Source organism: Comamonas sp. 26, from assembly GCF_002754475.1.
GTDB lineage: Bacteria > Pseudomonadota > Gammaproteobacteria > Burkholderiales > Burkholderiaceae_C > Comamonas.
In genome coordinates, this window is the sequence record NZ_PEFL01000002.1 from 369,743 (window position 1) to 383,137 (window position 13,395).

At 59.0% G+C, this 13,395-nt stretch carries 10 protein-coding genes; 4 read left to right on the forward strand and 6 right to left on the reverse strand.

Features of this window, described 5'->3' with window-relative positions; all coding sequences use genetic code 11:
• Positions 1 to 66: 66 nt before the first annotated feature.
• Together ileS and lspA are read left to right on the forward strand one after the other, a co-directional pair.
• The gene (gene ileS / locus CLU84_RS16250; RefSeq protein ID WP_099738386.1) at positions 67 to 2,922 is read left to right on the forward strand and encodes an isoleucine--tRNA ligase; all 2,856 of its coding nucleotides are present in this window, start codon (positions 67 to 69) and stop codon (positions 2,920 to 2,922) included.
• Positions 2,923 to 3,038: 116 nt separating this feature from the next.
• A complete protein-coding gene (gene lspA / locus CLU84_RS16255; RefSeq protein WP_099738388.1) occupies positions 3,039 to 3,551 on the forward strand; it encodes a signal peptidase II in 513 nt (170 codons plus the stop codon).
• 79 nt (positions 3,552 to 3,630) lie between these two features.
• Here lspA and CLU84_RS16260 read toward each other — a convergent pair whose 3' ends face one another.
• Entirely contained in the window at positions 3,631 to 4,353 is a 723-nt protein-coding gene (locus CLU84_RS16260) for a hypothetical protein (RefSeq protein ID WP_099738390.1), read from the reverse strand.
• Positions 4,354 to 4,564: 211 nt separating this feature from the next.
• Between CLU84_RS16260 and CLU84_RS16265 the strand changes: the two genes are divergently transcribed.
• The gene (locus CLU84_RS16265; protein WP_099738392.1) at positions 4,565 to 6,229 is read left to right on the forward strand and encodes a Na/Pi cotransporter family protein; all 1,665 of its coding nucleotides are present in this window, start codon (positions 4,565 to 4,567) and stop codon (positions 6,227 to 6,229) included.
• Between the two features lie 739 nt (positions 6,230 to 6,968).
• Here the strand turns inward: CLU84_RS16265 and CLU84_RS16275 are convergent.
• The gene (locus CLU84_RS16275) at positions 6,969 to 7,772 is read right to left on the reverse strand and encodes an NUDIX domain-containing protein (protein ID WP_099738396.1); all 804 of its coding nucleotides are present in this window, start codon (positions 7,770 to 7,772) and stop codon (positions 6,969 to 6,971) included.
• 151 nt (positions 7,773 to 7,923) lie between these two features.
• Here CLU84_RS16275 and CLU84_RS16280 point away from each other — a divergent pair, with 151 nt between their 5' ends.
• Positions 7,924 to 8,823, forward strand: coding sequence for a DMT family transporter (locus CLU84_RS16280; RefSeq protein WP_099738398.1), 900 nt, complete (start codon positions 7,924 to 7,926; stop codon positions 8,821 to 8,823).
• 61 nt (positions 8,824 to 8,884) lie between these two features.
• On the opposite strand, the gene CLU84_RS16285 is transcribed toward CLU84_RS16280, so the two are convergent.
• From CLU84_RS16285 to CLU84_RS16300, 4 genes are all read right to left on the reverse strand, one after another.
• Positions 8,885 to 9,682, reverse strand: a complete 798-nt coding sequence (locus CLU84_RS16285) for an SDR family oxidoreductase (protein ID WP_099738400.1) — start codon at positions 9,680 to 9,682, stop codon at positions 8,885 to 8,887.
• 102 nt (positions 9,683 to 9,784) lie between these two features.
• Positions 9,785 to 11,092 carry a DUF3422 family protein gene (locus CLU84_RS16290; protein ID WP_099738401.1) on the reverse strand — a complete coding sequence of 436 codons (1,308 nt, stop codon included), beginning with the start codon at positions 11,090 to 11,092 and terminating at the stop codon, positions 9,785 to 9,787.
• Positions 11,093 to 11,218: 126 nt separating this feature from the next.
• Positions 11,219 to 12,730, reverse strand: coding sequence for a tripartite tricarboxylate transporter permease (locus CLU84_RS16295; protein WP_099738402.1), 1,512 nt, complete (start codon positions 12,728 to 12,730; stop codon positions 11,219 to 11,221).
• Positions 12,731 to 12,745: 15 nt separating this feature from the next.
• Entirely contained in the window at positions 12,746 to 13,234 is a 489-nt protein-coding gene (locus tag CLU84_RS16300; protein ID WP_099738404.1) for a tripartite tricarboxylate transporter TctB family protein, read from the reverse strand.
• Between the last annotated feature and the right edge of the window lie 161 nt (positions 13,235 to 13,395).

Sequence of the window (13,395 nt, forward strand, 5' to 3'; positions counted from 1 at the left end):
GCGCTCACCTCATCATTCACGCCCAGGCAGCACTGCCCGGGCCCAGTATTGCTCTCAAGGTTTCCCATGTCTGATTCGAAGTCCAACAAGCCCGAAGCGTCCGTCTATCGCGCCACGCTGAACATGCCCGACACCCCCTTCCCCATGCGCGGCGACCTGCCCAAGCGCGAGCCGGCATGGGCCAAGGAGTGGGACGATCAGGGCACCTATCAAAAGCTGCGCGTGGCACGCAAGGGCGCACCCATGTTCATCCTGCATGACGGCCCCCCCTACGCCAACGGCAAGATCCACATCGGCCATGCCGTCAACAAAATCTTGAAGGACATGATCGTCAAGAGCCGCCAGCTCGAAGGTTTTGACGCGCGCTACGTGCCCGGCTGGGACTGCCACGGTCTGCCCATCGAAAACGCCATCGAAAAGCTGCATGGCCGCAACCTGCCCCGCGACGAGATGCAGGCCAAGAGCCGCGCTTTTGCTACCGAGCAGATCGAGCAGCAAATGGTGGACTTCAAGCGCCTGGGCGTGCTGGGTGACTGGGACAACCCCTACAAGACCATGAACTACGCCAACGAGGCGCTGGAGCTGCGCGCCTTGAAAAAGGTGATGGAGCGTGGTTTTGTGTACCGTGGTCTGAAGCCCGTGTACTGGTGCTTTGACTGCGCCTCGTCGCTGGCCGAATTCGAAATCGAATACCAAGACAAGCAAAGCCAGACGCTGGATGTGATGTTCCCCGCTGCCGAGCCCGCCAAGCTGGCCGCAGCCTTTGGCCTGCCCCAACTGGACAAGGAAGCCTTTATCGTCATCTGGACGACTACGGCCTGGACCATCCCCGCCAATCAGGCGCTGAACGTCAACCCCGATCTGGAATACAGCCTGGTTGAGACCGAGCGTGGCCTGCTGATCGTGGCCTCGGCCCTGGTAGAAAAGTGCCTGACACGCTGGAAGCTGGAAGGCACCGTAGTTGCCACCGCCCAGGGCAAGGCACTCGACCACATGCCCTTCAAGCACCCGCTGGCCCATGTGGACAAGGGTTTTGACCGCATCTCGCCCGTGTACCTGGCCGACTACGCCACGGCTGACGACGGCACCGGTATCGTGCACTCCGCCCCTGCCTACGGCGTGGATGACTTCAACAGCTGTGTCAGCAACGGCATGGACTACAAGGACATCCTGAACCCCGTGCAGGGCAACGGCGTGTACGCAGCCGATCTGCCCATGTTCGGCGGCCAGTACATCTGGAAGGCTGTGCCCGTCATTCTGGATGCACTGAAGGTCGCCAACCGCCTGATGGACACCAGCAGCCTTGAGCACAGCTACCCCCATTGCTGGCGCCACAAGACGCCCGTCATCTACCGCGCTGCAGCGCAATGGTTCATCCGCATGGATGAAGGCGATGGAGTGTTCACCGACCCCGCTCAGAAGCCCGAAAAGACTCTGCGCCAGATCGCGCTGGACGCCATCGAGCAGACCCATTTCTACCCGCAAAACGGCCAGGACCGCCTGCGCTCCATGATCGCCGGTCGTCCCGACTGGTGCATCTCGCGCCAGCGCTCGTGGGGCGTGCCCATCCCCTTCTTCCTGCATGTGGACACGGGCGCTCTGCACCCGCGCACCATGGAGATCATCGACCAGGCGGCCGACATGATCGAGCAAGGCGGCATCGAGGCCTGGAGCCGCGTGACGACCGAAGAAATTCTGGGCGCTGAAGAAGCCAAGCAATACACCAAGAGCACCGACATTCTGGAAGTGTGGTTCGATTCTGGCAGCACCTTCTGGCATGTGATGCGCGGCACGCACAACGACATGCACCACGACCAGGGCCCGGAAGCCGATCTGTACCTGGAAGGTCACGATCAGCACCGCGGCTGGTTCCATTCTTCGCTGCTGCTAGCCTCAGCCATCTTTGGCCGCGCCCCGTACAAGGGTCTGCTGACCCATGGTTTCACCGTGGACGGTCAGGGCAAGAAGATGTCCAAGTCTGTGGGCAACACCGTGGCGCCGCAAGACGTCAGCAACAAGATGGGGGCTGAAATCATCCGCCTGTGGGTGGCCGCGACCGATTACTCGGGCGATCTGGGTATCGACGACAAGATTCTGGCCCGCGTGGTGGATGGCTACCGCCGCATCCGCAACACGTTGCGCTTCTTGCTGGCCAACGTCAGCGACTTTGACGTAATGACCGATGCCGTTGCCTATGGCGACATGCTGGAGATCGACCAGTACGCGCTGGCCCGTGCGGCGCAACTGCAAAAAGAAATCATCGGCCACTATCAGGTCTATGAGTTCCACCCCGTGGTCGCCAAGATTCAGCTGTTCTGCTCGGAAGATCTGGGCGGCTTCTATCTGGACGTGCTCAAGGATCGCCTGTACACCAGCGCGCCCAAGAGCCTGGCCCGCCGCTCGGCCCAGACCGCACTGCACCAGATCACCCATGCGCTGCTGCGCTGGATGGCCCCCTTCCTGTCCTTCACGGCCGAGGAAGCCTGGAAGATCTTTGGCAACAGCGAAACCATCTTCCTGGAGAAGTTCACCGACCTGCCCGAAGGCGACGACGCCCTGCTGGCCAAGTGGACGCGTCTGTGCGAAATCCGCAACGTGGTCAACAAGGACATCGAGAACGTGCGCGCCGACGGCAAGCTGGGCTCGTCCCTGCAGGCCGAAATCACGCTGTCCGCACAGCCCGAAGACCTGGCTTTGCTCCAATCGCTGGCGGATGACCTGAAGTTTGTCTTCATCACCTCGGCCGCCAACGCGGTGGCTGGCGATGCATTGCAAACCACAGTGAAGGTGAGCGAGAACGCCAAGTGCGAGCGCTGCTGGCACTACCGCGAAGACGTTGGCGTGAACCCCGAGCACCCCACCCTGTGCGGCCGTTGCGACAGCAATCTGCATGGCGATGGTGAAGTGCGCACCAAAGCCTAAGCCTTTAAAAAGTGAGCTGCCAGCGCCTGCTGGCAGTCTCTTTCAGCATAAAACCATGCTGAAACCTTTTTACATTAGGCGCTAGCCGCTATCAAAATCATTAGCAAAGAGCTGTCATGAGCAACACCCAGACATCTTCCGCAGGCTTTGGCCGAATCTGGCCCTGGCTTTTGTGGGCGCTTGTCATCATCGGCGTGGACCAGATCACCAAGCAGATCATCCTGACCCATTACCAGCTTGGGGACTGGACGCCCGTCACCAGTTTCTTCAACATCGTGCGTGCGCACAACACGGGCGCAGCCTTCTCCTTTCTGGCAGATGGCAGCGGCTGGCAGCGCTGGTTCTTTGTGGGCATTGGCGTCATCGCCACCGTGCTCATCGTCTGGCAGTTGCGCAAGAACCCCAACGAGAAAGTATTCTGCCTGTCGCTGTCCAGCATTCTGGGCGGTGCCATTGGCAACGTGGTTGACCGCCTGCAGCACGGCTATGTGGTGGACTTTCTGGACTTCTTCTGGGGCCGCAGCCATTTCCCAGCCTTCAACGTGGCGGATATGGCCATCACGCTAGGCGCTGTTTTGCTGATTCTGGATGAAATCCTGCGTGCGAGACGCGCCAGGAATCAAGCCTAAAAAAAGGCTAAACCCACGTCCAATAAGCGCTAACCACTATCTTTTTAAAAGCCGCAACCCACTGGGTCTGCGGCTTTTTTTATGGCATCTCGTACTCAGGAGTATTGGCCCAGACCAGTTGCCCATCCTTCCAGTAACGCACTGAAATGGGCGTGGTTTGATAGCAGGTATCCAGCACCCAGTCGGCCAGCGTCAGCGTCTGTGCTTTCTCGGGGATGACGAAGGGGTCACGTTCTTGCCTAGCGTTGAACTGCACCATATACCCCGCCTCACAATCCTCGGCAGGCCGCCCCTCACGCGCCGCAAACTGATGTGGCCTGGACAACTCCAGAGTCAGCTGGCCCGTCAGGCTCAGGGCATTGACCCATAACCCGCCCACCTCTACCGGCACGGGAAAGCGAATGTCCTGCACCGTGCGCAAATCGGGCTGGCCGTCAGCGCGCTCCACGCCACCTTCCGGCATATCGCGATACACATGGCTGCCAGCTGGCAAGGTGATATCACCCCAGACCACCGCGCGAGTCAGCGTGATGTGCATCAGCCTCTCCTGCTCGGCCATCTGCGCATCGCTATAGCGCTGACTCAACGTCATCTGCACCAGCATCACCCCTGTCGATATGGGCAGCACGGACAAGACCACGGCCACAATCCATTGCCACACCGCAAGCGGCGGCCTTGGCGTGCCACGCCCCACATGCCACAGCCGCCAGCCCCACCATGACAGCAAGAAAGCGCCTAACAGCGCAGCCAGAACCATCAACAAAAAACCTGCGGCGGCTGCGCCCCCTGCACCAGGAATCATGAAGCACCTTTTTCGTAGCGGCTTATACAAGCACGGTCACCACACTCGGATGAAATTTAGTCTGTTTCCTCCGTAAAAACGATGTTTGAAACCGTTCGCTTTTGTTCTATTGTGTTCTTTATTTCGCACTTGTTTGTGCGTTAACCGACGTCAATCCAAGCAGACTACCCCTTCTCAGGGGTATATTAGATCGCTCCTCCGCGGGCAGAACATGAAGCATTTATTGAATCTTTTAGCAGCCATTGCCCTGTTGATCTGGGGCTCTCAGATGGTTCGCACCGGCGTTCTGCAGGTCTTTGGCGCAAACCTGCGCAACATCCTTGCTCGCAGCATGAGCAACCGCTTTTCGGCAGCGCTATCGGGCATGGGTGTCACCGCTCTGGTGCAGTCCAGCACAGCCACATCGCTCATGACCTCGTCCTTTGTGGGTCAGGGCCTGATCACCCTGCCATCAGCGCTTGCTGTCATGCGCGGTGCCGACGTAGGCACCGCCATGATGGCTGTGCTGTTCTCAGCCGATCTGTCGTGGCTGTCGCCCCTGTTTATTTTTGTCGGCGTGCTGCTCTACATCACGCGCAAAGATTCCAAACCCGGCCGCATTGGCCGCGTGTTGATTGGTCTGGGCCTGATGCTGCTGGCCCTGCGTCTGGTGGTCGAGGCGACCGAGCCCTTGCTGCAAGCGCCTGCCGTGCGCACCCTGCTGGCCTCCGTCAGCAGCGACCTATTCATGGAGCTGCTGCTAGGCGCGGTGCTGGCCGTGGTGTCTTACTCCAGTCTGGCCGTGGTGCTCCTGATTGCTGCCATGGCAAGCTCAGGCGCCATTCCCATTGATGTGGCACTGGGCCTGACACTGGGCGCCAATCTGGGCAGCGGTCTGGTCGCAGCGATCACCACAGCCAAGTCTGCGGTGGAAGAGCGCCAGGTCACCATCGGCAATCTGCTGTTCAAGATCATGGGCGTAGCCATTGTTGCGCCCTTCATCGGACTATGGACGCAATACGTGCAGGTCTACCTGCCCAATGGCGGCCAGAACGTGGTGATGTTCCACCTGGCCTTCAACATTTTCAACAGCCTGTGCTTTATTGGCCTGACCCAGATCGTCGCCCGCTGGGTCACAGCCATCCTGCCCAAACCGGAGGATGAAAGCACCTCTACGCTGCTGCGCCCTCGCCACCTGGACCCTTCGGCGCTCTCCACGCCATCATTGGCCATTACCTGCGCCGTGCGTGAATCGCTGCATCAGGCTGACGTGATCGAATCCATGCTGATCGGCCTGCAAAAAGTGGCTGAGACCGATGACATCAAACTCTCCGAAGAAGTGCGCAACCTTGAAGGTACGGTGGACGATTTGTACTCCGCCATCAAGTACTACATGACCAAGATTTCGCGCACCGAACTGGACGAGCGAGAAGGACAGCGCTGGACGGAAATCATCAGCTTCACCATCAATATGGAGCAGATCGGGGACATCATCGAGCGCGTGCTGCTGGACCTGGAAGATAAAAAAATCAAAAAAGGCCGCAAGTTCTCGCAGGCCGGCATGCAGGAAATTCACGAACTGACCCAGCACCTGCTGGATAACCTGCGCCTTGCCATGAGCGTCTTTCTCAACGGCAATGTGCGTGAAGCGCAGAAGCTGCTGGAAGAGAAAGCACGCTTTCGCGACCTGGAGCTAGCCTACTCCGCCACCCACCTGGAGCGCCTGTCGCAGCACACCGTCAACAGCATCGAAACCAGCTCGCTGCATATCGACATGATCAGCGACTTGAAGCGCATCAACTCCCTGCTGTGCTCGGTTGCCTATCCAATTCTGGAGCAGGCCGGGGCGCTGGCACCTAATCGCTTGAAGCCCGTGATTACGGACACTCCGCGTTAAGCCTTGCCTGACTCGACATAGCGAACATGGTAGCCACGCGCTTCCATTATCCGCATCAGCTCGGGCTAGCCATACATGCCTTCGATGTCTTCCCGTGAGCAATGGCTGCGAACTGTCAGTGGGTGCAGTGAGGCCAGTTGCCAGTTACGCGAATGATGTCCAAAAATCCCAAATGCATCGGCACCTGAGTGCAAGGGGCCCGCGTGTTCAATCGCAAAACCAAGCGCAACCTCAAGGGGCGTAAAACACCGCTGAGCTGCACGTCCTCATTGAGCACATCGCCAGCCCAGCCAAACTGCAACCGCGACTAGGAAAACCAGTCTGGCGCAGAAACCTCCACCCGCAGCGCTGGATTCTCTGCAAACACGCGCATCAGCTTGCGGCTGCGCAAACTAAAGCCCTCCATCCAGCACCCAGCCATCGTCCTGACCGACCAGCGCACAGTCGCTCTCGATCCGCGCCAGAGCATGAACAGCATGAACCAGCTATAGCCCTGATAGTCCATAGGAGCAATAGCTCGATGCTCAGCGGAGGGCGGCGGCGGGACTGCACAGCAGCGCCCTTCAACCGGGCATTTGCGCCTGACTCAAGGCCAGTGCCCAGCCTGCAGCTGGCAGGCCTGTGACGGAGACAACCGTGATGCGACGCGCAGATTCTGTGGAGATAGCGGTGGGTTCTGGCATGGACATCCATTGTGACGATTTCACCCTCGCCGGAAACCCGAAAACTGCGGCTATGGCTACCAGCCCATATAGCTCGCCAGCACCAGCGATGCTTCGGGCGTAAAGCGCCCCTGCACCAGCCAGTCCTCCAGCGCACTCAAGGTCAGCCTCTCAAAGCGTTGCACCTCACCATCCTGATTCACAGGCTGCAGCACATCGGGCACCAGCGCCGAGAACCAATCTATGCGTTCGACCATATAGCCCTGGCCTTCGGCCTCATCACTGGGTCTGGAAAATTCGATGCATCCGCCATGTGCGACATGTGCCAGCTCGGTCACGTGCAGACCCGCCTCTTCCCAGGTCTCACGCGCCAATGCCTCGGGCAAGCTGTCTTGGGCAGAGACCATGCCGCCCATCAAGGTGTCCCACATGCCAGGGTTGTTCGCCTTGTCTTCTGAACGCTGCTGCACCCAGAGCGCGCCGTCCTCACAGTAGCCGACCAGATGCACCGCGCGCGTGGCAATGCCCAGCGGCCGCACGGCACCACGCTCAATCGTGGCAACCTTTTGTCCAGCCGCATTGCAAACCAGCAGTTGCTCATCGCGCCAGGCTCCAGCCAGACCTTGCGCACGCATGAGCTTCGCAAGTTGATTGAGCCTGAGCGTGCCATCAGTCTGCCCATCCAGCACCCAGGTGTCGTTGCGCCAGTGAAGATCCAAGCCGTACTGCTTGAGCGCATCAGCGCCCAGTTGCAGGACCAATGACTCCTCTATGCTCCCTATCAGCTCACCCTCTACAGACAGCCCATGCCTGGGCCTCTCAGGCTGCTGATGAGCCAGCAGGCGCTGCGTCTGCAGCCAAGCCGATGTTTCTTGCTTCATTGCCAATCTCCAGTGCTGCTCATTGTCACAAGCTTTCGCAAAGCGCCATGGCTTGCATCACCATTGATGACCGATATCCATCACCTGCCAAGCACCATCTGGGGAGGTATAGGTATCGGCACCCGTGACCACCGCGTTACAGTGGTTCTCCATGAATTCTTCACTCAAGCCCTCCACAGCCGCCATGCTCAGTCTGGCTCCTGCGCTGTGGGCCGGTAATGCGATTGTGGGTCGCCTCGCCCAAGACCTGATCTCGCCATTTGCGCTGAACTTCTTTCGCTGGTGCATCGCCTTTGTCCTGCTGCTGCCACTGGCCTGGCGGGTGCTGCGCAAAGACAGCCCCATCTGGCCGCTGTGGCGGCAGTACATGTTGCTGGGTCTGCTGGGTATTGGCTGCTACAACGCCTTGCTGTATCTGGCGCTCAAGACTTCTACGCCACTCAACGTGACGCTGGTCGGCTCCAGCATGCCGGTGTGGATGCTGGCGATTGGCCGCCTGTGCTGGGGGACTCCGGTCAGCCGCAAGCAGATGAGCGGCGCCCTGCTGTCTGTGCTGGGCGTTGTGGTGGTCATGTCGCGCGGTGATCTGCAAACGCTGCTGAACCTGCGCTTTGTGGCGGGCGACTTATTCATGGTGCTAGCAACGATTGCCTGGGCTTTCTACACATGGCTGCTGTCGCGCAGCACTGGGCCGCAGGAAGTGAAGTCGCACTGGGCGAGCTTTCTGTTGGCGCAGATTCTGTTCGGGCTGCTTTGGTCTGGCCTGTTTACGGGGGCTGAGGCAGCTCTGGGCGGCTTTCGCTTTGTGGTGGGCTGGCCGGTGCTGGGCACGTTGCTCTTTATTGCAATAGGCCCGGCCATTCTGGCCTACCGCTTCTGGGGCATGGGCGTGCAGCGCTCCACGCCTGCCATTGCAGGCTTTTTTGGCAATCTCATCCCGCTGTTTACGGCACTGTTCTCCATTCCCGTGCTGGGCGAAACGCCGCATCTGTATCACGGCATAGCCTTTGCCTTGATCGTGGCCGGTATCGTGGTTTCGTCCCGCAAATAAGCAGCAATAGCCATAAAAAAGCCTCGCAATGCGAGGCTTTTCAGATGTGCTCGAAGAGCGATCAATAAGTACCGGGGTACAGGCCACCGTCGGGCAGAAGGTTCTGGCCCGTCATATAGCCCGCCTGACGGCTGCAGAGGAAGGCACAGATCGCGCCAAATTCTTCAGCCGTGCCAAAGCGCTTGGCCGGAATTTGCGCAGCCTGAGCCTGACGAACCGCATCCAGCGCCTGGCCCGTCTTGGTTGCCGCTGCCTGATGGGTGGCCACCAGACGGTCGGTATCAAACTTGCCGGGCAGGATGTTGTTGATGGTCACGCCCTTGGCGGCAATGCCAGAGCGAGCCAGACCCGCTACAAAGCCCGTCAGGCCGCTGCGCGCACCATTGGACAGACCCAGAATGTCGATGGGCGCCTTCACCGCACTGGAGGTGATGTTGACGATGCGGCCAAAACCGCGCTCGGCCATGCCGTCCACCGTGGCCTTGATCAGCTCAATGGGGGTCAGCATATTGGCGTCTACCGCCTTGATCCATGCTTCGCGGTCCCAGGTGCGGAAGTCGCCTGTGGGCGGGCCACCGGCATTGGTCACGACGATGTCATAGTCCTTGCCCGGGCCGCCAGCGGCTTCAAACACGGCGGTGCGGCCTTCAGGGGTGGTGATATCCGCTGCCACACCAATCACCTTAATCTGCGGAGCGATGGCTTGCAGCTTTTGCACGGCGGTCTGCAGTGCTTCGGGATTTCTGCCGTTGATGACCAGATTCACGCCCTCTTCAGCCAAAGCCTTGGCGCAGCCAAAACCCAAGCCCTTGCTGGCGCCGCAGACCAGTGCCCAGCGGCCGGTGATACCAAAGTCCATTTCAAAGTCCTTTCACACAGTTATCAGACCGGGCAATGCCAGCCCGGAAGTATCAAAATCTATAGCTACTAGCGATTTATTGATAAGCGCTAGCGGTCAATTTCATGATTGACGCCCATGAAACAGCTTGTGGTGTAGCCTGCGCAGCGACCACCAGACACAAAAGGCCACCACCGGGATGGCAACGGCCGCAGTCGACTCAGGCGACCAGGGCCAGCCCAGCTTTTGAGCGCCCTTGGCCAGATAGCTGATGAGACCGGTGATGTAGTAGGTAATCGCAGCAACGGACAAACCTTCCACCGTGGACTGCAGCTTAAGCTGCGTGCCCTGGCGGTCATTCATGGTGCCCAGCAGTTCCTGGCTGCTTTGCTGCTGCTCAATCTCGACGCGCGTGCGCAGCAGACTGCTGACCCTGGAAACCCGTTCAGACAGCGCATTCTGGCGACGTGTGGCCCACTCACAGGTCGCGCGGGCGGGCGTCAGCCGTCTATCCATGAACTCGCGAATGGTCTGAATGCCACTCAGCCGGGTTTCCTGAATCTCCTGAATGCGGCGGTCCACCAGCTCAAAGTAGGCTGAGCTGGCCGAAAAACGCGAATGCGTAGCTGCATATTCGCTCTCGACCTGGCCGGCCAGACGCGTCAGCCGATCCAGCAACGCAGGCTCGGCGTCGCGGTCTGCGGCGCGAATGGCATGGGCCAGCTCGGCCAATTCACGCTCTGCCGTCGCCAGCACTGCGGCGGCCTTGCGCGCAGCGGGCAGACCCAGCAGCGCGGCCATGCGATAAGTTTCAATCTCCAGCACACGCTGCACCAGCCGACCCAGACGGCGTGGTGTCAAGCTGGCTCCCGCCAGCAGCAGCATGCGCGAGAAGCCATCGGGGTGAATGGCAAAGTCGGTATAGATGGATCCTGCATCGCCAGACACACGCGAGCCGACAAGGGTGTCGGCATGCAGCATGTGGCGAATCAGGTGCTGCGCATCCACATCCTGCTCGTTCAGCGCCCACATATGCAGGCTGCTCAGGCAATGGCCGGGCAAACTCGCCACCCAGTCTTGTGGCACCGCATCAATGGCTGTTTCGGGCTCACGCACATCGGCCACGGCGGCTTGCTCCATGGGCGTGGTGAAGGTCCAGGCCACAAATTCGGTGTGCTGCTCCCAGCGCAGGCGAAACGCGCCCAGGTCGATCAGCACATGGGTGGTGGCAGCATCGGGCAAGGGGCGGTGATGATTGCGCAGCAGCGCCACTACATGCTCGCGGCTGGCCTCGCGCTGGGCAGCATCGGTCAACATCACGATATGCGTGATGGCCAGCGGCGCCTGCATGATTTCTGCAGGACGGGCGTGGATTTCGTTGTGCAGCAAGACCCGCTGAGGGTGCTGCGCGGGCAATAAAGACAAGGCCATGCAATCTTTCCAGTAACTGCATCTATTTTGCAGCCCGAATCCGTATTTTCCTGAGCAAAAGTCCCCAGATAAAAAAAGCGGCCCTTTTGGGCCGCTTCAAACTTGATTCAGCAGTCTGGCAAGACCTTAGTCTTCCACGAAAGCTTCTTCACGCTTGTTCTTGACTGCAGGCATCAGAACGATGACCAGCAGAACCACAGCAGCAGCCAGCAAGCAGGCGGAGATAGGACGTGTCACAAACACGGACCAGTCACCACGCGACAGCAGCAGAGCGCGGCGCAGGTTTTCTTCCATCATCGGGCCCAGAATGAAGCCCAGCAGCAGCGGTGCAGGTTCGGTACCCAGCTTGTGGAACACATAGCCAATGAAACCGAAGATACCGACCATCCACACGTCCCATGCATTGTTGTTGGTACCGTACACGCCGATAGCGCAGAACAACACAATGGAGGGGAACAACCAGCGGTAAGGCACCGTGAGCAGCTTGATCCAGACGCCGATCAGCGGCAGGTTCAAGATGATCAGCATCAGGTTACCAATCCACATGGAGGCGATCAGACCCCAGAACAGCTCTGGGTTGCTGGTCATCACCTGAGGGCCGGGCTGAATGTTGTGAATCGTCATGGCACCCACCATCAGCGCCATCACGGCGTTCGGGGGGATACCCAGAGTCAGCAAAGGAATGAACGAAGTCTGCGAACCGGCATTGTTGGCCGACTCAGGAGCGCACACACCACGGATGTTGCCTTGACCGAAGGGAACTTCGCCGGGTTGCAGCTTGGTCTTCTTTTCAATCGTGTAGGCAGCAAAAGCCGACAGCATGGCACCGCCGCCAGGCAAGATACCCAGAGCAGAGCCCAGAGCCGTACCGCGCAGCATCGCAGGAATCATGCGCTTGAAGTCTTCCTTCGTAGGCATCAGACCCGTCACCTTGGCGGTGAACACTTCACGCTCGTCATCTGGCTTGGACAGGTTGGCAATAATTTCGCCGTAACCAAACACACCCATGGCGATCACGACGAAGTCGATACCGTCGGTCAGCTCAGGAATATCAAAGCTGTAACGAGCCACACCGGAGTTCACGTCCGTACCGACCATGCCCAGCAGCAGACCCAGCACGATCATTGCGATCGCCTTGAGCAGCGAGCCGGAAGCCAGCACCACAGCACCGATCAGACCCAGGGTCATCAGCGAGAAGTACTCGGCAGGGCCGAACTTGAAAGCGACTTCAGTCAGCGGAGGAGCGAAAGCAGCCAAGATGATGGTGCCCACGCAACCTGCGAAGAAGGAGCCAATACCGGCCGCCGCAAGCGCGGGTCCCGCACGACCTTTTCGGGCCATCTGATAACCGTCAATCACAGTCACCACAGACGACGACTCACCTGGCAGGTTCACCAGAATGGCGGTGGTGGAGCCACCGTACTGAGCGCCGTAGTAAATACCGGCCAGCATGATCAGCGCCGCCACAGGGGGCAGAGCGTAGGTTGCGGGTAGCAACATGGCGATGGTCGCCACTGGGCCAATACCTGGCAGCACACCGATCAGCGTACCGAGCAGACAGCCCACAAAGCAGTAGATCAGGTTCTGGAACGTGAAAGCCACGCCAAAACCTATCGACAAGTTATTAATCAGATCCATGGACAAAGCTCCTAATTAACCAGCGATGAAGCTAGGCCACACGGGGAACTGCAGATTCAGTGCCCACACGAAAGCGATATAGCTGCCTGCCGCCAAGATGGTGGCCAGGACGGCTGTTTCCTTGAGATTGAAAGTCTGACCTGCCAAGCTTGCGATGAAGACCAGCGCGTAGATAGCGATGATCAGACCGAACTGAGGGATACCCACAGCAGGCACGCCCACCAACAAGATGCCGAAGGCAAAGTTGGCAGCCAGCACGAAGAACACAGGCTTCCAGGCCCACTTGCCAACCTTGTCGCCATCAGAGGGGCCCTTGGTCAGGCCGCCTACGCAGATGGCTGCACCCAGGATGGACATAAGTACACCCAGAATCAGCGGAAAGTAACCGGGGCCCATACGTGCGCCAGTACCAATGGTGTAGTTGGATGCGCCGATCGCAAATGCGAGTCCGACGACCAAGAACATCAGACCGGAAAAAAAGTCTTTTTGGCTCTTGATTTTCACAAAAATGTCCCCTTACGGAAATCACGACTTGGCGATTCTCGTTTCTTAAAAATGCCAAATTGATGTGGATTCCACCTACAAAGGGCTTACCCTATGGCCGATGCTCTATACGCATTAACCGCAAGCACGGCATAAAAGTGCTGATTGATTAGCCTGCGCAA

Coding starts and splice junctions, on each gene's coding strand:
- CLU84_RS16275 (WP_099738396.1), bottom strand. CDS start 7,772: ATGAAGCAAGAAACATCGGCTTGGCTGCAGACGCAGCGCCTGCTGGCT.
- CLU84_RS16290 (WP_099738401.1), bottom strand. CDS start 11,092: ATGGCCTTGTCTTTATTGCCCGCGCAGCACCCTCAGCGGGTCTTGCTG.
- ileS (WP_099738386.1), top strand. CDS start 67: ATGTCTGATTCGAAGTCCAACAAGCCCGAAGCGTCCGTCTATCGCGCC.
- CLU84_RS16295 (WP_099738402.1), bottom strand. CDS start 12,730: ATGGATCTGATTAATAACTTGTCGATAGGTTTTGGCGTGGCTTTCACG.
- CLU84_RS16265 (WP_099738392.1), top strand. CDS start 4,565: ATGAAGCATTTATTGAATCTTTTAGCAGCCATTGCCCTGTTGATCTGG.
- lspA (WP_099738388.1), top strand. CDS start 3,039: ATGAGCAACACCCAGACATCTTCCGCAGGCTTTGGCCGAATCTGGCCC.
- CLU84_RS16285 (WP_099738400.1), bottom strand. CDS start 9,682: ATGGACTTTGGTATCACCGGCCGCTGGGCACTGGTCTGCGGCGCCAGC.
- CLU84_RS16280 (WP_099738398.1), top strand. CDS start 7,924: ATGAATTCTTCACTCAAGCCCTCCACAGCCGCCATGCTCAGTCTGGCT.
- CLU84_RS16260 (WP_099738390.1), bottom strand. CDS start 4,353: ATGATTCCTGGTGCAGGGGGCGCAGCCGCCGCAGGTTTTTTGTTGATG.